This is a genomic window from Nocardioides sp. Root1257, assembly GCF_001425175.1.
Lineage (GTDB): Bacteria > Actinomycetota > Actinomycetes > Propionibacteriales > Nocardioidaceae > Nocardioides.
This window is the reverse complement of record NZ_LMDV01000001.1, coordinates 349,971-373,345: the sequence shown is the minus strand read 5'-3', so window position 1 is coordinate 373,345 and position 23,375 is coordinate 349,971. Positions and strand designations below refer to the sequence as shown.

Here is a 23,375-nt window from a genome sequence, read left to right as displayed (position 1 = left end):
CGGTCGAGTCGAGAGTTGTGACGCGCGAGTCGAGAGTTCTGGTCACCAGCGTCGACTCGTGTACGCCGGAGTGAGGGCTGCGCGCAGCTCCCTGAGCCATCGCTCGAGCCCCTCGCCGGTGAAGTCACCCTCGCGTACGACGACCACGGTCCAGCCGTGGTCGGTGAGCCACTGCCGCCGCTTGCGATCATGCTCCCGCTGCTGCTCGGAGGAGTGCGCGTCGTGGCCGTCGTACTCGACGCACACCCGGAGGCGACGGTAGGCGAGGTCGAGCCGGTACGTCGGTGCACCGTCGACCTCGATCCAGACCTGCGGCTCCGGATGGGGCAGCTCGGCGTCCGCGATCGCCAGGAAGCACCACGCCTCGCGCTGGGACTCGAAGCGGGTGTCCACGAGTGCCACGAGTTCGCGGAGCTGGACGACGCCGCGCCTTCGTCGGTACCGAGAGAGCGCCCGGACGTAGTCATGACGGGTGTGGTGGTGTGCCCGAGCGATCATGCAGAGCGCTGCGAACGCCTCTCGGCGGCGCAGACAGCAGCCGAGATCCAGCGCGGTGCGGAGCGGGGTGGTGACGCAGACTCCACCGATCCGCATCTGGTCCTCGGGCCGGAGATCCCGGGTGCGGCCGGCGATCCCGCCCAGCGTTGTCGGTGCGCTCCATCTCAGTGCGCAGGTCTCGACGGGCGGGATGCCGTCGAGCTCGCCGTACGCGTGCATGTCGACGCCGTGCAGCCACGCGGCGGTCCGGTCGACGATCACGTGACCCTCCGGCGTTGCCTTGGCAGCCGCGACGGCGCGGAGCTCGAGCGTGTCGTCGAGTCGGGCTGCGACGAAGACACCGCGCAGGATCCTGCGCACGTCTCCGTCACGTTGCCCGCGCCGCAGGTCAGTGGCAGCCAGGCCGAGTCCGGCGAGCTCGGCGCGGGTGAAGGGCACATCCGGCCAGTGCGTCATCCTCCGACGATGATCGGGCCGGGCAGCGTCGGCCTCGGCCCCGACCAGTGGCTGTGGACGACGGGCGGATCAGGTCCGCTGTGGGCACGAAGTGGCCCATCCCGGGACAAGAAGTCCCGACTCGACGGTCACAACTCTCGATTCAAACGTCAGAAGTCTCGATTCAACTTCTCGGCGAAGAAGGAGAGGACGCGGTCGACGCCCTCCTGCTGGCGGTGCTCGGTGAGGGTCGAGTGGCCCTTGCCGTCGAACTCGACGCGGAGGAAGGCGTCGCCGATCTCGGCGGTGAGGGTGTCGAAGCGGGTGCCGACTGCGACGTCGTCGCGGTAGCGCAGGCCGAGGACCTGGCAGCCGCCGGCCGCGCGGGCACGGACGTCGGCGAGGTCGGCGGGGGAGAGGTTCAGGTCGGCGGCGCGCTTCCTGCCCACCGGGAAGGGCAGCGACGGCTGGGCGAGCACCGGGGCGACGACGGACGTGTCGACCATCATCGCCAGCGCGAAGCCGCCGGTGAAGCACATGCCGAGCGCCCCGACGCCCGGGCCGCCGAGCTCCGCGTGCAGGTCCCGCGCGAGGGCGCGCAGCCAGCCCGCGACCGGCGAGGTCTGCCCGGTCGCCATCGTGGTGAACTCCCGGCTCACGCAGACCTTCGGGAAGACCTGGCCGACGTACCCGAGCGACATCAGCCGCTCGGGCGTGCCGAAGAGGTGCGGCAGCACGACGGTGTAGCCGGCGTCGACGACCTCCTCGGCGAACGCGATCACGTCGGGGGTGATGCCGGGGATCTCGTGGATGACGATGACGCCGGGGCCGCTGCCCTTGCGGTACGTCGGGTGGGTGACCCCGTCGGCGGCGTACGAGGACTGCGTCCAGCTGTCGAGGAGAGCCATGCCCGGAGTATCGCTAGGTTCGGGGCATGGTGGAAGCACGCGTCCAGGCGTCGGTCTGATGCCCCGGCTCCACGCCCTCGAGCTGGTGCCGGACGAGGCCGGCCGGGAGGTCGTGCGCCGTGACTGGCAGGCGCTGCACGACGCGGGGCTGCCCTCGCAGCTCGACCACCAGAGCGCGACCAACACGCCGCACGTGACGGTGGTGTCGGCGCCGGTCCTGCCCGAGAGCGCCGTCGACGTGGCCCGGGTCCGGCTGGGCACGATGCTGCCGGTGCGTGCGCGGACGGCGGGCCTGGTGCTGCTCGGTGGGCGACGCGTCACCGTGGCCAGGGTGCTCGACATCGAGGACGACGTCGTACGCCGGGTGCTCGCCGTGCGCGTGCAGGTCCCGGACCGTCAGCACGTCGGCTGGCTCCCGCACGTGACCCTGGCCCGCCGTCTGGACCGAGGGTCCGCGCAGCGGGCGGTCGACGTGCTCGGTCACGAGGACGTGCAGCTCTCGCTCACCGAGCTGCGCCGCTGGGACCCCGAGCTCGGCGCCGTCACCTGGCTCGCGGGTCACTGAGGACCGGCTTCGGCCGACCGGGCAGCAGGAACGACAGCCCGACCGCCAGGACCGTGAAGCCGATCGCCCACCAGAAGGCGATGTCGAACGCGTCCGCGACGCCGGCGAGGTCGGTGGCACCCGACGCGCTGCTGGTCAGGATGACCGCGAGCACGGCCACGCCGAACGAGCCGCCGAGCTGCATCGCGACCCGCGTGATGATGCTGGCGTGCGGGATCTCGTCCCGCTCCAGACCGACGTACGCGCCCGTCATCAGGGGGATGGTGACGGCGCCGAAGCCGAGCCCGCGAATGAAGAGAGCGCCCATCAGGAACGTCTCGCTCGTGGTCGGGGTGACGAAGGCGAAGGGCACGGTCGCCAGCGCGAGCACCGCGAAGCCGCCCACGGCGACCCAGCGACCGCCGAGGGAGTCGGTGAGGCGACCGGCGAGGGTCCGCGAGGCGAGCGCGCCGACGCCCTGGGCGATCAGGAACAGCCCGGCGCCGAGCGCGTCCTCGCCGCGGACCTCCTGCCAGTAGAGCGGCAGGAGCAGCATCGAGCCGTAGAGGCCGAGGCCCGCGAGGAACAGCAGCACCGTCGACGACGTCAGTGCCCGGTGCCGGAAGAGGCGTACGTCGACGAGGGCGCGGTCGCCGGCCCGCACGGACCAGACGGCGAACGCCCCGAGCAGGACGAGGCCGGCAAGCAGGGGCCCCAGCACGTCCGAGCGCCCGAAGCCGCCCTCGCCGCCGACGTTCGAGAGACCGTAGATGACGCCGACGACGCCGGGGGAGATCAGCAGCATCCCGACGGTGTCGAGGCGCACCGGGCGGACCGTGTCGCGGTCCGCCGGCAGCAGGCGGACCGCCAGGACGAACCCGACGATGCAGAGCGGGACGTTGACGAGGAAGAGCCACTCCCACGAGAGGTAGTTGAGGATCAGGCCGCCGATGACCGGGCCGAGGATCGGGCCGAGCGCCGCCGGCAGGCTGACCGCGGCCATCAGGCGGCCGACGTTCTGGCCGTGCGCCGCCTGCATCAGGATCGTCGTCATCAGCGGCATCATCACGCCGCCGCCGAGGCCCTGGACGACGCGGAACGCGATCAGGCTCTCGACGTTCCAGGCGAACGCGCACAGCACGGAGCCCAGCAGGAAGAGCGTCAGCGCGACCAGCCACAGGCGCTTGGCGCCGAGCCGGCTCTGCGCCCACCCGGAGATCGGGATCGCGACGAACATCGCGAGCAGGTACGCCGTGCTCACCCACTGGATCGTGCTGACGGAGGCGTCGAGCGCGCTGCCGAGCTCGTGGATCGCGACGCTCACGATGGTGGTGTCGAGGATGACGGCGACGGCTCCGGTGATCACGGCCGCGGCGATCCGCTTGAGCTGGGGGTCGAGCGCGGTGCCGGTCGGCGCGACGGACGTCTGCTGGGTCATGGTGCTCCGATTATTAGATACGCGGGTGTCTCTTGTGGCGCCAGCGTAGATCCGCGCGATAAGATACGCAAGTGGATCTTGAGAGCGAGACGCCCGCACGCCGCCGTCGCGGCGCCGAGCTGGAGGACGCCCTCCTCCAGGCGACCTGGGAGGAGCTCGCCGAGGTCGGGTACGGCGCCCTCACCATCGATGCCGTCGCGCAGCGCGCGGGGACCAGCAGGACGGTCGTCTACCGGCGCTGGGCGACCAAGCGGGAGCTGGCCGAGGCGACGGTCGTGTTCATCAGCGACCGCAACCGGATCGAGCCGCCCGACACCGGCAGCCTGCGAGAGGACCTCCTCGCGCTGCTGCGCGACACCAACGACAAGCGCGTCGGGCTGATGGGCCTCTTCGTCGTCTACCTCGGCGGCTACTACCAGGAGACCGGCACGACGCCGTACCAGCTGAGGCGCCTGGTCCTGGACGACGGCCCGACGTCGCTGGACCTGATCTTCGACCGGGCGGTCGAGCGCGGTGAGGTCGAGCGGGACCGGCTCACCCCGCGCGTGACGAGCGTCGTCTCCGACCTCTTCCGCCACGAGGCGATGATGCGGCTCGGCCCTGTGCCCGACGACGTCCTCGTCTCGATCGTCGACGAGGTCTTCCTGCCGCTGGCGACCGGGCCGATGAGTTCGGGCCGATGAGTTCGGGCTGACCCCCGGATCACAGGAGACGAGGCAGCAACACGTGCTGCCACTCTCCTGGAGGACTCATGCTCGACGCTCGACACCGTCGGTGGGTCATCGTGCTCACCTCCCTCGGCTCCTTCATGGCCGCCATCGACACGCTGGTGGTCTCCACGGCGATCCCGACGATCCGAGGTGACCTCGGCGCCTCGTTGACCGAGCTCGAGTGGACGGTCAACGCCTACAACCTCAGCCTCGCGGTGCTTCTCGTGCCGGCCGCCGTCATCGGCGACCGATTCGGTCGGGCCCGCTGCTACGCCCTCGGCATCGCGCTGTTCGCGCTGGCCTCGATCGGGTGCGCGCTCTCGACCGGCCCCGAGCTGCTCATCGCCATGCGCGCAGTGCAGGGCGCCGGTGGTGCGCTGGTCCTCACCCTCGGGCTGGCGCTGCTGACGGGCGCCTTCCCGGCCGAGCGGCGCGGCGAGGCGGTCGGCCTCTACAGCGCCGTGACCGGCATCGCCGTCGCCTGCGGCCCGCTGCTCGGCGGGCTGGTACTCGGCGGCCTCGACTGGCAGTGGATCTTCTGGGTCAACGTGCCCATCGGGTTGCTCGCGGCGCCGCTCGCGCTCCGCTACGTGCCGGAGGTCCGGGTCCCCGACAGCACCCTCGACGTACCCGGTGTCACCCTGCTCGGCGCGGGCTGCTTCGCGCTCGTGTGGGCCATGGTCCGCAGCGCCGGCGAGGGCTGGGGAGCCCCGGAGGTCGTCACGATGATCGCAGTCGGTCTGGGTCTGCTCGGGTCGTTCGTGCTCTGGGAGCGTCGCGCGCCGCGGCCGCTGGTCCCGGCAGCGCTCCTGGCCCGGCGCGGCTTCGTCGCCGGCAACGTCGCCGCGTTCCTCACCCTGGCGTCCCTGTTCTCGGCCGTCTTCTTCTACGGCCAGCTGCTCCAGTTCGGCTTCGGCGACAGCGCGCTCGAGGCGGGTCTGCGGCTGATGGCGTGGACCGGCACCTTCATCGTCGTCGCCCCGGCCGCCGGCGCGCTCGCCGACCGGATCGGGGAGCGCCCGCTGCTCGTCACCGGCCTCAGCATCCAGGCGCTCGCGATGCTGTGGTTCGCGGGCACGGTCACGGCGGGCGGGGACTACCTCGACGCGCTCGGGCCGTTCGTCGTCGGAGGCATCGGCGTCTCGCTGGCGGTGCCCTGCGGCCAGAGCGCCGTGGTCGCCGCGGTCGAGGACCGCGACGTCGGGACGGCATCCGGGATCAACAGCACGATGCGCGAGCTCGGGGGCGTCTTCGGCGTCTCGCTCACCGTGGCCGTCTTCGGTGCGTACGGCGGCTACGCCTCGCCGCAGCAGTTCGTCGACGGGTTCGTGCCGGCGCTGGTCACCGCCGCCGGGCTCTCGGCGGCCGGTGCCCTCGTCGGGCTGGCGCTGCCCGCGCGACGACGCGTCGTCGTCCCGGCCGTGGCGGTGGCGTCGTGAGCCGGGTCGTGGTCCGGTACCGGGTGCGGCCGGAGTGCGCCGAGGAGAACCTGCGCCTGGTGCGGGCGGTCTTCGCCGAGCTGGCCGAGATCCGTCCCGACGGGTTCGCCTACCAGTCGGCCGTGCTGGACGACGGTGTGACGTTCGTGCACCAGGTCGACGGCGACAGCACCGTGCTGCGGGAGCTCCCGGCGTTCCAGCGCTTCGCCTGGACCGTCGGCGAGCGGTGCGAGGATCCTCCTGTCCAGAGCGCCGCGCACGTCGTGGGCGCCTACGACGGGAGGACGTCGTGACCGAGATCAGGGCGAGCGACCCCGCGACGTTCGACGCCCTCGTCGCACCGCTGCGCTCCGGCCTGCTGCTGCACTGCTACCGGATGCTCGCGTCGGCGCACGACGCGGAGGACGCCGTGCAGGAGACCCTGGTCCGCGCCTGGCGCAGCATCGACCGGTTCGAGGGTCGCAGCGCGCTCAACACCTGGCTGGTGACGATCGCGACCAACGTGTGCCTGCGGGAGATCGAGCGGCGGGGCCGCCGGTTCCGACCCGTCGACCTGTCGCCGGCGGGCGACCCGGCGTTGGGGATCTCCCCGCCTCTCACCGAGACCGTGTGGCTCGGGCCGCTCCCCGGGGCCGGGCTCACCTGGGAGTCGTCGCCGACCGACGCCGTCTACGAGCAGAAGGAGTCGGTCGAGCTGGCCTTCGTCGCTGCCCTGCAGCAGCTGCCGCCCCTCCAGCGCGCGGTCCTGGTGATGCGCGACGTGCTCGCGATGCCCGCGGCCGAGGTCGCCGGCTCGCTCGAGACGTCGACGGCGGCCGTCAACAGCGCACTGCAACGGGCCCGGTCGACGATGAGCGACCGGTTGCCCGACCGCAGCCAGCAGCGCGTGCTGCGCGACCTCGGCGACGACCGGGTCCAGGCCGCGGTCGCCGCCTTCGTGGCCGCCTGGGAGCGCGCCGACGTCGACGCGGTCGTGGCGCTGCTGGCCGACGACGTCGTCATGTCGATGCCGCCCTTCGGCGAGTGGTTCGCGGGCCGCAGCGCGGTGACCGAGTTCATCGCCAGTGCGCCGCTGCGCCCCGGGCGACGGTGGTCGTGCCGGGCCACGACGGCCAACGGTCAGCCCGCGGTCGAGAAGTACGTCTGGGACGAGGAGGTGGGGGCGTTCCTGGCCCACAGCGTCTCGATCCTGTCGTTCACCGACGACGGCCTGATCGTCGGCTTCGACGCCTTCCTCGACCCGTCGCTGATGTCGGGAGGCCCGCGCTAGCGTCGCCGTACGCCGCGGATCGGCGGCGCCGTCGTCGGGTCCTCCGGCCAGGCGTGCTTGGGGTAGCGCCCGCGCAGCTCGGCGCGCACCTGGGGGTAGCCGCTCGTCCAGAACGACGTCAGGTCGGCGGTGACCGCGGCCGGGCGGCGCGCGGGGGAGAGCAGGTGGAGGAGCAGCGGCACCCGACCGTCGGCGAGCAGGGGTGCCGCGGTCCAGCCGAACACCTCCTGGAGGCGTACGGCGAGCACGGGCTGGTCGCCCGCGTAGTCGACCCGGACGCTGGACCCACTGGGCACCCGCACGCGCTCGGGGGCGAGGTCGTCGAGCCGCCCGGCCTCGGGCCAGGGCAGCAGCCGGCGCAGGGCGGCGAGCACGTCGATCCGTCGCAGGTCGCGGGTGCCCCGGATCCGGGCGAGCTCCGGGCCGAGCCAGGCCTCGAGGTCCGCGAGCAGGGCGTCGTCGGAGACGTCCGGCCACGGCGCACCCAACGCGCGGTGCAGGAAGGCCAGCCGCTCGCGGAGCGCGGACGCGGCCTCGGACCAGGGGAGGGCGGCGAGTCCCTGCTGCCGCAGCCCCTCCCGGACCGCCGTCGCCACCAGGGCGGGCGACGGGTCGGCGATCGTCGCCGACGACAGCTCGATCGCGCCGAGGGAGACGGTGCGGCGCGCCGCCACGCGGTCTCCCGACCACTCGACCTGCTCGGCCTCCTGCCACCAGGCCGACGCGGCCTCCAGGGCGAGGTCCTCCGACAACGGAGCCGCTGAGCGGATCGTGGCGTCGCGAGCGCCCGGTCGTCGGTCCGCGTCCGCGACCGCAAGCCACGGCACCCCGGCGAGGCCCGACCCGGCGGGGACGACAGCGCCGGTACCCGAGGTCATCAGGTACGACGTGCCACCGGGCCGCAGCCGAGCGATCCGGCCCGGGTGCGCGAGTGCGACCACGAGGCCCACGGCGACGTCGTCGGAGAGGTCGGCCCCGCCGTCGACGGGACGTCGGGAGCCGCGCAGCGTCGCCTCGAGGCGCTTGGTCGCAGCGGTCCACGCGGCCTTCTCCGGCCCGCCACGCCTCAGGGCGCGCAGCGCGGCGACGAGGTCGGAGCCCGGAGCGCGGACGTCCTCGGAGAGGAGTGCGACCACCTCCGCGGCCCGCCGGGAGCCGACGGCCTCGGCGCCGTCGAGCAGCGCCCTGGCCAGGCGCGGGTCGGTGCCGATCCGCGCGATCTCGCGGCCGCGCTCGGTGACCGAGCCGTCGTCGGCCAGCGCGCCGAGCCCCGCGAGGGTGGTGCGTGCGGCGTCCATCGCGGCCGCCGGGGGCTGGTCCAGCAGGGCGAGCCCGGCGGGGTCGGGACTGCCCCAGGTCGCGATCTCCAGGGCGAACGACGTCAGGTCGGCCGTGGCGATCTCGGGCTCGGGGTGCGCGGAGAGGTGGGCGTGCTCCGCCTGCGACCAGCACCGGTAGGCGGCGCCCGGAGCCTCGCGGCCCGCGCGGCCCGCCCGCTGCTCGGCCGCCGCCCGGCTGACACCCACGGTGACCAGGCCGGCGAGCCCGCGCCGGTGGTCCGTGCGCGGCTGGCGGGACAGCCCGGCATCCACGACGGCGCGCACGCCCGGGACCGTGAGGGAGGACTCGGCGACGGCCGTCGAGACCACGACCCGGCGCCGGTCGCCCGGCGTCAGCGCCAGGTCCTGCTCGCGGTGGGGCAGCCGCCCGTGCAGGGGACGTACGTCGGCATCGATCCCGGCGAGCCGTGCCGCGACGCCGGAGACCTCCGCGACGCCGGGCAGGAACGCCAGCACGTCGCCCGGCTGCTCGGCCAGTGCCCGACGTACACAGGCAGCGACGTGGTCGAGGAACTGCCGTGTCGGGCCGCGGTCGTCGGCGCGGCGTACGCCGGGCGGGAGCGGGCACCAGACCTCGACGACCGGATGGAGCGAGCCGGGGACCGCGACGACCGGGGCGCCACCCAGCAGTGCCGCCGTGCGCTCGGCCTCGACCGTGGCCGACATCGCGACCAGGTGCAGGTCGGGGCGCAGGTGGGCGCGCACCTCGACGAGCATGGCCAGGGTCAGGTCGGAGTCGAGCTGCCGCTCGTGGACCTCGTCGAGCACCACGGCGGAGACGCCAGGCAGGTCGGCGTCACGCTGCAGCCGACGGAGCAGGACGCCGGTGGTGACGAACTCGATCCGGGTGCGGGGCCCGACCTGCCGGTCCCCGCGGACCGAGTAGCCGACCGTCTCGCCCACGGGCTCGCCGAGCAGCCCGGCCAGTCGCCGAGCGGCCGCGCGCACGGCGATCCGCCGCGGCTGGGTGACGACGACCGTCCCGTCGACCAGGGCCGCGACCGCGGGCGGGACCAGCGTCGTCTTGCCGGTGCCGGGAGGTGCCTGCACGACCGCGGTGCCGGCGGCACGCAGCGCCGCCACGATGTCACCGAGGCCGTCGCGGACCGGGAGCGACGGGGGATCCGCGAGCAGTCGCTGGATCGGGTCGTCAGGCACAGAGACAGTGTGGGGGACGGTCCGAGAGGTCAGTAGGGTCGGACCCATGCCCGACCTGCCCGTCCTGGACGCGGAGGAGCAGCGCGTGCTCGGCAGCCTGCTCGAGAAGCAGGTGACCGTGCCCGCGTCGTACCCGCTGTCGCTCAACGCGCTCCGCACCGCCTGCAACCAGAGCAACAGCCGCGACCCCGTGACCGACTACGACGAGCACACCGTCGAGCAGGCCGGTCGGCGGCTCAAGGACCGGGGGCTGCTGCGCATCGTGTGGTCCGACACGGGCCGCCGGACGTTGAAGTACCACCAGACGCTCGACGAGGTGCTCGGCCTGGCCGACGACGAGCGGGCGCTGCTGACCGTGCTGCTGCTGCGCGGGCCGCAGGCACCGGGGGAGCTGCGGAGCCGCACGGAGCGGCTGCACGCCTTTGCCGACCGCGACGCCGCCGCGGACGTCCTGCGCCGGATGGCCGAGCGCGGACTGGTCCGGGAGCTGCCGCGACGCGGTGGCGACCGGGACAACCGGTGGATGCACCTGCTCGGTGCCGAGCCCGCCGCCGAGACTCCCGCGCCGACCGTCGACGTGCTCGTCGGTGGCGCCGAGGCCCGCGACGACCGGGTGCGCACGTCGTACGACGCCGTGGCCGCGTCGTACGCCGACCACCTCGTCAACGAGGTGAGCGGGCTGCCGTTCGAACGGTGGCTGCTGGACCGGGTCGCCGCGCACGCCGACGGGGGACCCGTGGTCGAGGTCGGCTGCGGACCGGGCCACATCACGGCCTACCTCGCCGACGCGGGAGCGGACGCCACCGGCATCGACCTCTCGGCGGGCATGGTCGCCCAGGCGCGTGAGCGCTATCCGGACGGCTCGTACGAGGTCGGCGACCTGCGCCGGCTGATGCGCCCGACCAGCGCGCCCGGCTGGTCGGCCGTGCTGGCGTGGTACTCGCTCATCCACCTGGCAGCCGCGGAGCTTCCCGCTGCCGTCGACTCGCTGGTGCGCCCGCTCGCGCCCGGGGGCTGGCTGGTCGTGGCGGTGCACGCCGGGACCGAGGTGCGCCACCACGACGAGTGGTTCGACGTCCCGGTCGAGCTCGACTTCGTCTACCACGAGCCGGAGCAGGTCGTCGGCCTCGTGCGGACCGCCGGCCTCGAGGACGTGGAGTGGTACCGCCGCGGCCCGGTCGAGTCGCGCGGCGAGACCTCGCAGCGCCTGTACGTCGTGGCCCGGAAGCCGTCGTGACGACGATCGTCGTCCTGGTCGTCGCGGCGCTGGTGGTCGTCGTGACCCTCACGCCGTACGCCTTCCCCCGCACGGTGAGCGACCGGGAGGCACGTGCGGACGGGCGCCCGATCATCTACTGGCGCCCGGGTTGCTCCTACTGCCTGCGACTGCGCTTCGCCCTGGGGCCGCTCGGGCGGCGCGCGGTGTGGGTGAACATCCACCGCGACGAGGACGCCGCCGCGCGGGTCCGCTCGGTCAACGGCGGCAACGAGACCGTGCCCACCGTCTTCGTCGATGACGGCCACCGCACCAACCCGCCCCCGTCGTGGGTGCGGGAGCGGCTCAACCGCTGACGTCGGCGAGGTTCGGCAGGTAGGGGAGCAGCACCGGCAGCTGGTCCTCCGGGGCAGTGATGCCGAGCGCCGCCTGTGCGAGGTTGTGGCGGACGGCATCGACGGGGTGCGCCGCCAGATCGTCGAGCAGCTCGAGCTCGTCGGCGCGGATCAGCGGTCCGACCTCCGCGGCCGCGCGGACGCCCGCCGGGCCGGCATCGGACGCGACGACGTCGAGCAGGGCGTCCAGCAGCTCACGCCGTACGTCGTCGGTGACATCCGCGGCAGGGAGGTGACCGACCCCGGCCGTGGCGGCGATCCGCAGGTAGCCGTCGGACCGCAGACCCCGCAGCACCGCCGGAACCCGGTGGGAGACAGGGATGAGGGACGGGTGCAGCAGGACGTTGGCGAGTGCCTGCTGGTCCGACCAGTCGTCGACGACGCCCGCGATCCTCGTGACGTCGGCGTCCGCGGGCAGTGCCCCGACCGCGGTCTGGAGCGTGTCGAGGTCCGAGGCGGTCAGCACGTCGCCGACAGGATCGCTGCTCATCGCTCACCGACCGGCTTCAGGTGCGGGTACGCGCGCTTCATCGCCTCGCGGACGGACTTGGGCGGGACGGCGTTGCCATCGGCGTCCTCGACCTCCCACTCGTCGTCCCACTTGTCGAGCTTCCAGCCGTTGTCCTTCATCACCTTCTTCATCGCCGGCTTCCCCACGAGCTCCTTCCAGGCGGTCAGCTGCTCCTGCATCTTCTGGAAGTCGTGGGTCTGCTTCGGCTTGACCTGGCCCGTCTCGTCGACCCCGTCGACGAGCTGCTGGCCGGTCACGTTCTTGGGCACACCCCAGCCGTTGACCGGGAAGTTGATCGGCATGTCCTTGGAGAGGTGGTGCAGGAACTGCTGGAACTGCACGACGCTGGGGTGGTAGTGGCCGCTCTTGTTGGACAGCCAGTCGATCTTGCCGTCGGTCACCTGCATCTCGCCGGCCATCGACACGTTGGCGCCACCGAGCAGGCTCGAGTGGTGGAACTTGCCGATCTTGTGCGAGGCCATGTGGATGTCGTTGCCCATCCCCACGACGAAGATCTCGGCGCCGAGCCCGGAGTGGAAGGTCGAGCTCATCGCAGTGTCGACCGGCGTCTTCTTGTCGTCGTTGCGGAAGAGCCGGTTGCCGCCGACCAGCACCAGGCTCCGCTCCTGGGCCGACTCGTCGTCGTACTCGACCAGGCGGCTGCTGATGTCGCCGAGGTCGCCCTCCTCGGTCACCGGGAGCTCCTGGCGGCGTGCCTTCTCGAGCAGGTTGGCATGCATCTTCTTGGCCATCTCGAGTGCGGTGTCGACGTCTCCGACCTGGCGGATCGGGTGGTTCTTGGGGGCCGGGGCGATGGCCTGCTTGAACTCGTCGGGGTCGTTCACGTCGATGCAGTCGAGGTCGTCGGCGATCCAGTACCAGGTCTTGATGTCCCGCGCGAGCTCACCGGCCGCACCCTTGAGGTCCGAGCGCTGGACGGTCCGCTCGTGCGTGTAGTCCGTGCTGAGCTTGGCGATCAACCACGCACGGTGCTTGCGGACGGCTGGGGTGTCCTTCGGCGCCGACGACTTCGGGACCTCCGGCGCGCTCTGCTCCTTCTGCTCCGGGCCGTCCACGATGTTCTGGTAGTCGATCTCGTCGTCGTCGGACTCGTAGTCGCTCTCGTCGTCGGCCTCGAGGATGGCGTCGAGGTCGTCCTGCGTGCCGTACTTGATGTTGTTGTAGGGCCCGGAGTCCTTGTCGTCGTCCTCGACGAGGGCGTCGAGGTCCTCCTGGGTGCTGTAGTCGATGTTGTTGTAGGGGCCGGAGTCCTTGTCGTCGTCCTCGTCGAGCTGGAACATGCCGGGCTGGCTGTAGTTGGCGGTGCCGCCGGTGTTCTCGGTGCCGCCGTACTTCGCGTAGTCGACGTTGTTGTAGGGGCCGGAGTCCTTGTCCTCGTCCTCGTCGAGCTGGAACATGCCCGGCTGGCTGTAGTTGGCAGTGCCGCCGGTGGTGGAGGTGTCGGTGGTCTCGGTGCCGCCGTACTTCGCGTAGTCGACGTTGTTGTACGGCCCGGAGTCCTTGTCGTCCTCGAACAGCGTGGCGCCGGTCGAGTTGTAGCTGTAGTTCTCCGTGTACGGCGCCTTGTCGTCGTCGGGCACCGGTGCCCCGAACTCGACGTAGCCGGGGGGCAACGGCTTCGGCGCAGTGCTCGTCGGCGCAGTGCTCGTCGGCGCAGTGCCCGTGGACGACGTGCTCGGTGTCGTGGTCACGCCCCGGCCGCGCCCGATGACGGGACCGCCGGTCTTCGGCGAGCCACCCTTCTCGCCGGGCGTCCACTTCTGGAGCGTCGTCAACGGCGGCGGCTGGGGCGTGCGGTTGGCGCCGATCGTGATCGAGGACCGCTGCGGCTTCGGCGCGTGGGCGTCCGAGCGGTGGCGCCCGATCACCGGCAGCGGGACCGGACTGGGCGGAGGTGCGCTGGTCTGCTTCGGGCTCGTCGAGTCCTTCTTCTCGGCCTTCGACGACGACTTCTTCTTGGACGTGAACGCCTTGAGGAAACCCCTGGCCATCAGACTCCTCCCACCGGACTGTCGGTGCCAGGATTCCACAGCTGGAGCGTCCGGAAGTGCCGTTCGGGCAAGGTGTCCCGGTGGTCTGATCAGGCGCTGTCAGGCGGTCGTGAGCACCACGTCGCCGAGCACCGGCGCGCCGTCGCGCTCGCCGCCCGCGACCGTCGCCGACCCGATGATCCGGCCGTCCTCGCGCCACCCACGCACCCGGATGGTCTCGCCGGGGAACACCACACCGGCGAACTTCACGCCGAAGCCCGCGACCTGGCCGGAGTCGCCGCCGAGGAGCTGGTCGGTGAGGGTGCGCAGCACGATGCCGTAGGAGCAGAGCCCGTGCAGGATCGGCGCCGGGAAGCCGGCGGCCTGCGCGAAGCCCGGATCGGCGTGCAGCGGGTTGCGGTCGCCGCAGAGGCGGTAGAGCAGCGCCTGGGTGGGCGTCACGTCGTACGTCGTGTCCGTGTCCGGCTCACGGTCCGGGATCTCGACCGGGGTGGACGAGCCGCGGTCGCCGCCCCAGCCGCCCTCGCCCTTGACGAAGATCGACGAGCGGGTGGTCCACAGTCGCTCACCGGACGGCGCGGTCGCGACGCCCTCCTGCCAGATCACCGCGGCCTTGCCCTTGTCCCAGATCTCGCTGGTCCGGGTCGTGACCGTCGCCGAGCCCGAGGTCGGCACCGGACCGGCGAGCTCGATCGACTGCGAGCCGTGCACGACCTGCGCGAGGTTGATGTCGCAGCCGGGCAGGTCGAGAGGCGGCGGGTCGGAGGCGTGGAAGGTCGGGGCGACGACGCCGAACGACGGCAGCACCTGCAGCCCGGCGGTCTCCAGCGTGTAGGAGAGGTCGGTCGCGCCGAGTGCGAGGTGGTAGAGCAGCACGTCGCTCTCGGACCACGTGAAGTCCAGCGAGCCGAGCTCGGCGCCGATCGCGACGGACGGGTCGATCGGCATGTCAGGACTCCTCGGAGATGGTCTCGGCGGCGAGGTAGCCGAACGTCAGGGCGGGACCGATGGTGGCGCCGGGGCCGGCGTACGTGCGGCCCATGACGGCGGACGAGACGTTGCCCGCGGCGTACAGGCCGGGGATCGGTGACCCGTCGGCGCGCAGCACGCGCGCCTTCTCGTCGGTGACGAGCCCGCCCTTGGTGCCGAGGTCGCCGGGCACGATCTTCACCGCGTAGAACGGTCCCTGGTCGATGGTGTGCAGCGACGGGTTCGGCTTGACCGTGGGGTCCGAGTAGTACTTGTCGTAGCCGCTCTCGCCGCGGTGGTAGTCCTCGTCGACACCGGTCTTCGCGAAGCCGTTGAAGCGCTCGACGGTCGCCGTCAGCGCCTCGGCGGGCACGTCGATCTCGGCGGCCAGCGCCTCGAGCGAGTCGGCCTTCCTGACGGTGCCGTTCTTGTACCAGCGGCCGGGGAACGGCTGGCGCGGCGAGAGCCCGGCGAAGAGGTAGCGGTTGCGGTAGCGCTGGTCGATGACCATCCAGGCCGGCACGTGACCGATGCCGGTCGCCTCGCCCCGGTAGATCTCGTGCACGGCCTCGACGTACGGCAGCGCCTCGTTCATGAACCGCTTGCCGGCCTGGTTGACGATGATCGAGCCGGGCAGGTTGCGCTCGGCGAGGCAGAACCACGGGCCGGACGGCAGCGGGATCGTCGGGCCCCACCACGAGTCGTCCATCAGGTCGATGTCGGCGCCGGCCGCGATGCCGGCCAGCACCCCGCCGCCGGTGTTGAACTGCGAGCCGGTGGTCCAGTCGACCGAGGTCGGCTGCGGCTGGTACTTCTCACGCATCTCGAGGTTCTTCTCGAAGCCGCCGCTGCCCAGGATCACGCCGCGCCGCGCGCGGACGACGGACTCGACCCCGTCGTGGAGCACCCGGACGCCGACGACGCGTCCGTCCTCGATGACGAGGTCGGTGAGCTCGGTCTCGTAATGGACCGGGACGTCGGCGTCGATCAGGCCCTTGCGGAGGCCGATCACGATCGCGTTGCCCATCGCGTACATCTTGCGGCCGAGCATCAGGCTGACGAGCCGCTTGACCAGCACCTTCGCCATCGTCAGCGGGCCCTTGATCGTGCGCAGGCCGAGGCTGATCTTGCGGTAGTCGGCCTGGGTGACGATCAGGTTCGCCGGCGCCTTCGTGTACGGCGGGTGCAGGTGCGAGAGCTCGTCGCCGAGGAACCGCGCGTCCAGGGGGATCGGCTCCGACGAGCGGCCCGCGAGGCGGCCGCCGGGCGCCTCCGGGTGGTAGTCGGCGTACTGCGGCACCCAGGTGAAGCGGACCGGGGTCTGCTCCTTGATGAAGTCCATGACCTCGGGTCCGCGGTCGAGGTAGGTGTCGCGCCGGATCTTCGGGACGACGTCGCCGACGATCGAGTCGAGGTACTGCTTCGACAGCTCGAGGTCGTCGCCCTGGCCGGCCGCCTTGAGCGCGTAGTTGTTGGGGATCCAGACGCCGCCGCCGCTCCGCGCGGTCGAGCCGCCGAAGTACGCACTCTTCTCGATCAGCACGGTCTCGAGGCCGCGGTCCTTCGCCGCGAGCGCCGCGGTCATGCCGGCGCCGCCTGCGCCGACCACCACGACGTCGACGGCCTCGGGGAGGGGGGTCGTCATGGCGAGAAACTGTAACAGGTTCTACTGTTGGTCCCGTGACCAACCAGGACGCCATCGGGGCCGCGGTCGAGCGGCTGTCCCAGGCACAGGCGAGCCGGGTGCCGTGCGCGCCGGTGCGCGACCTCATCGGCACCGACGACCTCCCGGCGGCGTACGCCGTCCAGCAGGGCCTGGTGCAGGCGCGCCTCGCCGGGGGAGCACGGGTGGTGGGCCGCAAGATCGGCGCCACCTCCGAGGCGGTGCAGCAACAGCTCGGCGTCGACCAGCCCGACTTCGGCTACCTGCTCGACGACATGGACGTCAGCAGCGACGACCCCATCAGCATGCGCACCCTGCTGCAGCCGCGGGTCGAGGGCGAGGTCGCGTTCCGGCTCCGCCGTGACATCGACGACGCGGAGATCACGATCGACGTGGTGCGCGACGCGGTCGAGGTCGCGCTGCCGGCGCTGGAGATCGTGGACTCCCGCATCGCCGACTGGGCGATCGGCTTCACCGACACGGTGGCGGACAACGCGTCGAGCGGGCTGTTCGTGGTCGGCACGGACGGCCGCACGCTCGACGAGCTCGAGCCCCGCGACGTGACGATGTCGCTCACGATCAACGGCGAGGAGCGCTCCGCCGGCAACGGCGCCGCCTGCCTCGGCGACCCGCTCGAGGCACTGCGCTGGCTGGCCGTCCAGGCTCAGCGGTACGGCGAGCCGCTGCGTGCGGGCCAGCTGATCCTGTCCGGGGCCCTGGGGCCCTTCGTACCGTTCGTCCCGGGGGACCGGGTCGTCGCGACCATCAGCGGCTTCGCGCCGCTCAGCGTCACCTTCGAGGAGTGAGCGTGAGCCAGAAATTGACCGCTGCCATCGTCGGGCCGGGCAACATCGGCACCGACCTGATGTACAAGCTGCTCCGGAGTGAGGTGATCGAGCCGCGCTGGATGATCGGCGTCGACCCGTCGTCTGAGGGGCTCAAGCTGGCCGCCGCGCAGGGGCTCGAGTCGACGCACGAGGGGGTCGACTGGCTGCTGAAGCAGGACACGCTGCCCGACCTGATCTTCGAGGCCACCTCGGCGTACGTGCACCGCGAGTACGCGCCGCGCTACGAGGAGGCGGGGATCCGGGCGATCGACCTGACGCCGGCCGCGGTCGGGCCGGCCGTGATCCCGCCGGTCAACGGCGAGGAGCACGTCGCCGCGATGAACGTCAACATGATCACCTGCGGCGGCCAGGCCACGATCCCGATGGTCGCCGCGGTGTCCCGCGCAGCAGCGGTGTCGTACGCCGAGATCGTCGCGTCGGTGTCGTCGATGTCGGCCGGTCCGGGCACGCGCGCCAACATCGACGAGTTCACCCGCACCACCTCGGCCGGGGTCGAGACGATCGGCGGAGCCGAGCGGGGCAAGGCGATCATCATCCTCAACCCCGCCGAGCCGCCGATGATCATGCGCGACACCATCTACTGCGCGGTCGCGCCCGACGCCGACCGCGACGCCATCGTCGCCAGCATCTTCGCGATGGAGAAGGCGGTGCAGGAGTACGTGCCGGGGTACCGGCTGCTCCAGGAGCCGCAGATCGACGAGCCGTCGGCCGCGACCCAGGGCCAGACCAAGGTCTCCGTCTTCGTCGAGGTGGAGGGTGCGGGCGACTTCCTGCCGCCGTACGCCGGCAACCTCGACATCATGACCGCCGCGGCCACGCAGGTCGGACAGAACATCGCCCGCTCGATCCTGGGGAGCAACGCATGAGCGACATCAACACGCTGACCCGCACCTGGACCGACACGGACCCGGCCAGCGGCCTCGACCTGCGGCTCACCGACACCTGCCTGCGCGACGGGTCGCACCACAAGCGGCACCAGTTCACCGCGCAGGAGGTGCACGACATCGTCGAGGCCCTGGACGACTCGGGCGTCCCGGTGATCGAGGTGACCCACGGCGACGGGCTGGGCGGCTCGTCGTTCAACTACGGGTTCTCGAGGACGCCCGAGCAGGAGCTCATCAAGATCGCGGCCGAGACCGCGAAGCGCGCCAAGATCGCGTTCCTGATGCTCCCGGGCGTCGGCACCAAGGACGACATCCGCGCGGCGCAGGACAACGGCGGCCAGATCTGCCGGATCGCGACGCACTGCACCGAGGCCGACACCTCGATCCAGCACTTCGGCCTCGCGCGCGAGCTCGGCCTGGAGACCGTCGGCTTCCTGATGATGAGCCACACCCAGCCGCCCGAGGTCCTCGCCAAGCAGGCTCGGATCATGGTCGACGCCGGCAACCAGTGCGTGTACGTCGTGGACTCGGCCGGCGCGCTCGTCATGGAGCAGACCGCCGACCGGGTCGCCGCCGTCGTCGCCGAGATCGGCGACGAGGCGACCGTCGGCTTCCACGGCCACGAGAACCTCGGTCTCGGCGTCTCCAACACCGTCATCGCCGCCCGCGCCGGCGCCACCCAGATCGACGGGTCCGTGCGCCGCTTCGGCGCGGGTGCCGGCAACACGCCCCTCGAGGCGTTCGTCGGCGTGTGCGACAAGCTCGGCTGGAAGACCGGCATCGACTTCCTCACCATCGTCGACGCGTCCGAGGACGTCATCAAGCCGGCGATGCCGGAGGAGTGCCAGCTCGACCGGATGACGCTGATGATGGGGTACGCCGGGGTCTACTCGTCGTTCCTCAAGCACGCCGGCAACGCGGCCGACCGCTACGGAGTCTCGGGCGCGAAGATCCTGCTCGAGGCCGGTCGCCGCAAGCTGATCGGCGGCCAGGAGGACCAGCTCATCGACATCGCGCTGATGCTCAAGGCCGAGCAGGACAAGGCGGCAGCCAACTCGTAGCCCGCGTCCGCGTCGCGCACAATGAGGCGATGCACTCGGGACTGACCAGGATCACCGTCCTCGCGACGGCACTCGCGGCCGTCGTCGGGTCGACCACCGCGGTCTCCGCCACGCCTGCCGCCCACGTCCTGCGGGTGGGTCCGGACCGCGCGCTGGAGACGCCGAGCGCCGCGGCGGCGGTGGCGCGGGACGGCGACACGGTGCTGATCGACGCCGGCACGTACGTCGGGGACGTCGCCGTGTGGACCCAGGACGACCTGACGCTGCGCGGTGTCGGGGGCCGGGCGCACCTGCGCGCCGACGGCCGCAGCGCCCAGGACAAGGCGATCTGGGTCGTGGCGGGGGACCGGACGACCATCGACCGGATCGAGTTCAGCGGCGCCGTCGTACCCGACGGCAACGGAGCGGGCATCCGCCAGGAGGGTGACGGGCTGACCGTCTCGCGCAGCTGGTTCCACGACAACCAGGACGGGATCCTCACCAGCGACTCGCCCACGAGCTCCATCGTGATCCGGCGGTCGCGCTTCTTCCGCAACGGCGCCGGCGACGGTTACACGCACAACCTCTACGTCGGCCGGGTGCGCGCGCTCACGGTCACCGGCAGCTACCTCTGGGGCGCCCGGGTCGGCCACGAGCTCAAGTCCCGGGCCGCTCGCAACACGGTCGTCGGCAACCTCCTGGACGACCGCGGCGCAGCCGCCAGCTACTCGATCGACCTGCCCAACGGCGGCGCGACGCTGGTCGCGGGGAACGTGATCGTCCAAGGGCGTCGCTCGCCCAACTCGACCCTGGTCTCGTACGGCGCCGAGGGCCTCACGCACCGGTCCCGCCGGGTGCTGGTCGTCAACAACACGTTCGTCAACCACCGGTCCTCCGGCACCTTCGTCCACCTCGCGGCCGGGAGCCGTGCCGCACTGCGCAACAACCTGCTGGTCGGACCCGGTGTCCTGACCGACCTCGCGACAGCCTCGACCCGGGCCGACCGGCGGGTGGGTCCGCAGACCTTCGTCGACCCGTCCGCCGACGACTACCGGCTGAGGCCGTCGTCGCCGGCGATCGATCGCGGCGTCCGCGTGCCGGCGCGATGGCGACCGCGGTGGCAGTACGTGCACCCCGCCGGGCAGGTGCGCCGGCCCAGCGTCGGGCCGATCGACCTCGGTGCCTACGAGTACCGCTGACCTGTCGTGCAGGCGCCGAGCCGTTCGTAGCACTGGTGAGAGGCTGCCACCCGGCGCCGTACGACCAAGGAGATGAGCAGATGCCGCACCACGAGCCGGTCGCCCGCCGGATGTTCGACCTCACCGAGCCGATCTGCCTGGTCAACTTCTTCTCCGACGAGCCCAACGAGGCGATGGCCGAGCTCGGGTTCCGCGGCTACTGGGACGGCTACTTCGCCGGCCGCTCCGCGCCGCTCGGGCGCGTCCCGGCCGAGGTGGTCGACGCGGCCTTCTACAACTTCGGCGAAGGGGAGGTGGCACGGCACCTCCCGAAGGTGTGGGACACGACCACTCCCGAGGCGGCGCACGCCGCCCGCCAGCGGGGCTGCGTCGCCGCGCTGCGGCGGATCCTGGGCGACCTCGTCGAGACGCCGGGGCTCGCACGCGCCGCCGAGCTGCTCACGGTGGCCTCGGTCAGCGCGCCGGTCCACGGCCGGGTGATGTACGCCGGCCTCCGCTCGCTGCCGGTGCCCGAGGAGCCCCTGACCCGCCTGTGGCACGCGGCCAACATGCTGCGCGAGCACCGCGGCGACGGCCACATCGTGGCGCTGGTGTCCGAGCGGGTCGGCGGCCTCGAGGCCCACGTCCTCGCCTCCCTCGACATGGGCATCCACCCGGCCGAGTCGTTCGGCCGGATCCACCACCTCCCGGCCGCCCGGCTCGCCGCGCTGATGGCAGGCGTACGCGACCGCGGGCTGGTCGACGCCGATGGCTACCTCACCGACGCCGGCCGGGCGACCAAGGCCCGCATCGAGGCGCTGACCGACGTGCTCGCGGAGGCGCCGTACGACGGCCTGACGCCGGATGAGCTCGACGAGCTGGTCGCGGCGCTGGAGCCCATCGCCAGCCGGCTGAACGAGACGGGTTCGCAGTAGGTGCCTGGCCCATGCGCGGATTGCGGCATATGCCGACGCCTTGCCTCTGAGCGCGGTCCTACGCGCGCTCGTGCCCCGGGACGTCATACCAATCGAGGCATAGGGACCACGATCCGTATGACCTCCGTGTGCCCGAGGAAGTCGGAATCCCGTGATCTGCATGAGCGGGCACTCGCGTCGCGGTAGATGAGGACGCTTCTCGCTGGCCGGAACGCCCGGAGTGCCAGGAACGTCTCATGTGCGTGAGGCTTCCGAACACTCGCCAAGCTCGAATCGCGTGTGCTTGCCTCGTGACGTCCGTCGCCGTTGGGGGTTGTTCGGGTCATGGTCCCCGGGCCTCGGCCGACTGCGAGGCTCAGGTGCGAGTGGACGGCGTCCTCTACACGTCGGTTGGTCCCACCCACCGGCAGGCGAGCAGGTACGCATCGGCGGAGAAGGCCGAGTGCCATGACACGGGGCGGGACCCGGGCGGATCGGTGTTTGCCGATGATCCGGAACGCTTGGATACCTGGGCGTTCGACGGGTACCCGCCAACGAAGGTGCTCGGCGTGCGGTGGTACGGCAACGACCTCGGTGTGTTCATCGCCGACGCCGTCCCTGCCGAGGAACGGGAGCGAATCCACGAGGACCTCGCCAACAGCGGGTAGGAGCGCCCACTCATCGGCATGGTCGGACGCTCGGGTCGCGGCAGATGAGTGCGTCTCCGACTTGGAACCGCTAGGCCGGCGCTCCTCCGCGCGGTCGTGCCCCGGGACGTCATACGAATCGAGGCATAGAGACCACGATCCGTATGACGTCCGTGGGCGGGACCGAGGAGAAAGGGCAGGCGATCCTCGGACTGAGCGCCGGGATCGATCGGCTCGAGGAGCTCCGGCTGAGGGTGCTTGCCGCGGCGGACGACGTGGCGATAGACGGGGGTGCCCGGGACGTGGCCGCGTGGTGGGCGCACCACGGTCGTCGCGACCCGGCCGAGTGTCGCCGCCGGCTCCGGCTGGCTCGCTCGCTCGGCGACCACACCGGCACGGCGGTGGCGCTGCGCAGCGGCGACGTCAACCTCGACCAGGCGACCGTGGTGGTGGGCGCGATCGAGTCGCTGCCCGACCAGGTCGGCCCCGGCGTTCGGCAGGCGGCCGAGGCGCGGCTGGTGGGCGAGGCATCGACGTTCGGGCCCCGCCAGCTGCGGATCCTGGGGCGCCGGGTGCTGGACGTCGTCGCCCCGGAGGTGGGGGAGCGGCTCGAGGAGCAACTACTGGTCCGGGAGGCCGAGCGCGCCGCGCGGCGGACGTTCCTGCACACCAGGCGCAACGGCGACGGCACGACCGACATCCGGGCTCGGGTCGCCGACTCCGTCTGCGACCGCCTGATGACCTACCTCGACGCGTTCGCGTCACCGCGCCGGACGGCCGCCGACGACCGCCGGCCCCACAATCAGCGACTGGGCGCCGCCTTCGGGGCCTTCCTGGAGTCCGTCGACCCGGACCGGCTGCCGCTGCACGGCGGCGACGCCACCACGGTGCTCGTCACCGTCGACCTCGAGACGCTTCGCGGCGCGGGCGGTGTCGCGTACGTCGGCGACGAGCCGCTGCCCGCCTCCGAAGCGCGGCGACTCGCGTGCACCGCCGGGATCGTGCCTGCGGTCCTGGGCGGGCAGAGCCAGGTGCTCGACGTGGGACGTCGGCGCCGCCTCTTCAGTCCCGCGCAGCGCAAGGCGCTCGCCGTCCAGCACCCGACCTGTGGCGCCGAGGGGTGCGGCATCCCCGCAGCCTGGTGCGAGGCACACCATGCCGGCGCCCCCTGGACGAGGGGAGGACGCACCGACCTCGCGGAAGGCGTGCTGCTGTGCTCGTTCCACCACCACCGCGCACACGACGCGCGCCACGACGTGGAGTGGGCGGCCGGCGGCGCCCGCTTCCACCGGCGCCCCTAGGCCTGCGAGCGCCGGTAGGAGGAAAGCCGTTCGACTCCTCAGCCGCGGTCGGCCATG

General features: G+C 72.1%; 22 protein-coding genes. 14 read left to right on the top strand and 8 right to left on the bottom strand.

What is annotated here, in order from left to right:
- Positions 1-42: 42 nt before the first annotated feature.
- Together ASC77_RS01840 and ASC77_RS01835 are read right to left on the bottom strand one after the other, a co-directional pair.
- On the bottom strand, positions 43-954 hold the full coding sequence (locus tag ASC77_RS01840) for a type IV toxin-antitoxin system AbiEi family antitoxin domain-containing protein (RefSeq protein ID WP_056148107.1): 912 nt from the start codon (positions 952-954) through the stop codon (positions 43-45).
- Positions 955-1,103: 149 nt separating this feature from the next.
- Positions 1,104-1,841, bottom strand: a complete 738-nt coding sequence (locus ASC77_RS01835; RefSeq protein WP_056148104.1) for a dienelactone hydrolase family protein — start codon at positions 1,839-1,841, stop codon at positions 1,104-1,106.
- Positions 1,842-1,899: 58 nt separating this feature from the next.
- On the opposite strand from ASC77_RS01835, the gene ASC77_RS01830 reads away from it, so the two are divergent.
- Entirely contained in the window at positions 1,900-2,406 is a 507-nt protein-coding gene (locus tag ASC77_RS01830; protein ID WP_056148100.1) for a 2'-5' RNA ligase family protein, read from the top strand.
- On the opposite strand, the gene ASC77_RS01825 is transcribed toward ASC77_RS01830, so the two are convergent.
- Positions 2,384-3,823 (bottom strand): MDR family MFS transporter, encoded by a 1,440-nt coding sequence (locus ASC77_RS01825; RefSeq protein ID WP_056148097.1) that lies wholly within the window; start codon positions 3,821-3,823, stop codon positions 2,384-2,386. The two genes, ASC77_RS01830 and ASC77_RS01825, sit on opposite strands and share 23 nt — an antisense overlap.
- Before the next feature lie 71 nt (positions 3,824-3,894).
- On the opposite strand from ASC77_RS01825, the gene ASC77_RS01820 reads away from it, so the two are divergent.
- The 4 genes from ASC77_RS01820 to ASC77_RS01805 all read left to right on the top strand — a co-directional run bounded on the left by ASC77_RS01820 (position 3,895) and on the right by ASC77_RS01805 (position 7,242).
- The gene (locus tag ASC77_RS01820; RefSeq protein ID WP_056148094.1) at positions 3,895-4,506 is read left to right on the top strand and encodes a TetR/AcrR family transcriptional regulator; all 612 of its coding nucleotides are present in this window, start codon (positions 3,895-3,897) and stop codon (positions 4,504-4,506) included.
- Positions 4,507-4,574: 68 nt separating this feature from the next.
- A complete protein-coding gene (locus ASC77_RS01815) occupies positions 4,575-5,972 on the top strand; it encodes an MFS transporter (RefSeq protein ID WP_056148091.1) in 1,398 nt (465 codons plus the stop codon).
- Positions 5,969-6,265, top strand: a complete 297-nt coding sequence (locus ASC77_RS01810) for a hypothetical protein (protein WP_056148087.1) — start codon at positions 5,969-5,971, stop codon at positions 6,263-6,265. The genes ASC77_RS01815 and ASC77_RS01810 overlap by 4 nt, the downstream gene beginning before the upstream one ends.
- Positions 6,262-7,242, top strand: coding sequence for an RNA polymerase subunit sigma-70 (locus tag ASC77_RS01805; RefSeq protein ID WP_056148084.1), 981 nt, complete (start codon positions 6,262-6,264; stop codon positions 7,240-7,242). Before ASC77_RS01810 ends, ASC77_RS01805 begins: the two co-directional genes overlap by 4 nt.
- On the opposite strand, the gene hrpB is transcribed toward ASC77_RS01805, so the two are convergent.
- Positions 7,239-9,788 carry an ATP-dependent helicase HrpB gene (gene hrpB / locus ASC77_RS01800; protein WP_200944869.1) on the bottom strand — a complete coding sequence of 850 codons (2,550 nt, stop codon included), beginning with the start codon at positions 9,786-9,788 and terminating at the stop codon, positions 7,239-7,241. The two genes, ASC77_RS01805 and hrpB, sit on opposite strands and share 4 nt — an antisense overlap.
- Between hrpB and ASC77_RS01795 the strand changes: the two genes are divergently transcribed.
- Positions 9,787-10,977 (top strand): DUF480 domain-containing protein, encoded by a 1,191-nt coding sequence (locus ASC77_RS01795; RefSeq protein WP_200944868.1) that lies wholly within the window; start codon positions 9,787-9,789, stop codon positions 10,975-10,977. The genes hrpB and ASC77_RS01795 overlap by 2 nt on opposite strands.
- Entirely contained in the window at positions 10,974-11,312 is a 339-nt protein-coding gene (locus ASC77_RS01790; protein ID WP_200944867.1) for a glutaredoxin domain-containing protein, read from the top strand. The genes ASC77_RS01795 and ASC77_RS01790 overlap by 4 nt, the downstream gene beginning before the upstream one ends.
- Here the strand turns inward: ASC77_RS01790 and ASC77_RS01785 are convergent.
- The 4 genes from ASC77_RS01785 to kstD form a co-directional block, all read right to left on the bottom strand.
- On the bottom strand, positions 11,302-11,841 hold the full coding sequence (locus ASC77_RS01785) for a hypothetical protein (RefSeq protein ID WP_056148081.1): 540 nt from the start codon (positions 11,839-11,841) through the stop codon (positions 11,302-11,304). The two genes, ASC77_RS01790 and ASC77_RS01785, sit on opposite strands and share 11 nt — an antisense overlap.
- Positions 11,838-13,874 carry a hypothetical protein gene (locus ASC77_RS01780; protein ID WP_056148078.1) on the bottom strand — a complete coding sequence of 679 codons (2,037 nt, stop codon included), beginning with the start codon at positions 13,872-13,874 and terminating at the stop codon, positions 11,838-11,840. The genes ASC77_RS01785 and ASC77_RS01780 overlap by 4 nt, the downstream gene beginning before the upstream one ends.
- A 99-nt stretch (positions 13,875-13,973) precedes the next feature.
- Positions 13,974-14,822, bottom strand: coding sequence for a MaoC family dehydratase (locus ASC77_RS01775; RefSeq protein ID WP_056148075.1), 849 nt, complete (start codon positions 14,820-14,822; stop codon positions 13,974-13,976).
- A 1-nt stretch (position 14,823) separates the two neighbouring features.
- Entirely contained in the window at positions 14,824-16,488 is a 1,665-nt protein-coding gene (kstD, locus tag ASC77_RS01770; protein ID WP_056148071.1) for a 3-oxosteroid 1-dehydrogenase, read from the bottom strand.
- A gap of 35 nt (positions 16,489-16,523) precedes the next feature.
- Here kstD and ASC77_RS01765 point away from each other — a divergent pair, with 35 nt between their 5' ends.
- The 7 genes from ASC77_RS01765 (at position 16,524) to ASC77_RS01735 (ending at position 23,318) form a co-directional block, all read left to right on the top strand.
- Complete coding sequence (locus tag ASC77_RS01765) at positions 16,524-17,312, top strand: 2-keto-4-pentenoate hydratase (protein ID WP_056148069.1); 789 nt, start codon at positions 16,524-16,526, stop codon at positions 17,310-17,312.
- Between the two features lie 2 nt (positions 17,313-17,314).
- The gene (locus ASC77_RS01760; RefSeq protein ID WP_056148067.1) at positions 17,315-18,220 is read left to right on the top strand and encodes an acetaldehyde dehydrogenase (acetylating); all 906 of its coding nucleotides are present in this window, start codon (positions 17,315-17,317) and stop codon (positions 18,218-18,220) included.
- Positions 18,217-19,299 carry a 4-hydroxy-2-oxovalerate aldolase gene (dmpG, locus tag ASC77_RS01755; RefSeq protein ID WP_056148064.1) on the top strand — a complete coding sequence of 361 codons (1,083 nt, stop codon included), beginning with the start codon at positions 18,217-18,219 and terminating at the stop codon, positions 19,297-19,299. The genes ASC77_RS01760 and dmpG overlap by 4 nt, the downstream gene beginning before the upstream one ends.
- A gap of 29 nt (positions 19,300-19,328) precedes the next feature.
- Positions 19,329-20,477, top strand: coding sequence for a right-handed parallel beta-helix repeat-containing protein (locus ASC77_RS01750; RefSeq protein ID WP_056148061.1), 1,149 nt, complete (start codon positions 19,329-19,331; stop codon positions 20,475-20,477).
- A gap of 80 nt (positions 20,478-20,557) precedes the next feature.
- Positions 20,558-21,391: an SCO6745 family protein gene (locus ASC77_RS01745; RefSeq protein ID WP_056148059.1), complete on the top strand. Its 834-nt coding sequence runs from the start codon at positions 20,558-20,560 to the stop codon at positions 21,389-21,391.
- A 236-nt stretch (positions 21,392-21,627) separates the two neighbouring features.
- The gene (locus ASC77_RS01740; RefSeq protein WP_268788389.1) at positions 21,628-22,038 is read left to right on the top strand and encodes a DUF6281 family protein; all 411 of its coding nucleotides are present in this window, start codon (positions 21,628-21,630) and stop codon (positions 22,036-22,038) included.
- A 143-nt stretch (positions 22,039-22,181) separates the two neighbouring features.
- A complete protein-coding gene (locus ASC77_RS01735; RefSeq protein WP_056148051.1) occupies positions 22,182-23,318 on the top strand; it encodes a DUF222 domain-containing protein in 1,137 nt (378 codons plus the stop codon).
- Positions 23,319-23,375: the final 57 nt, after the last annotated feature.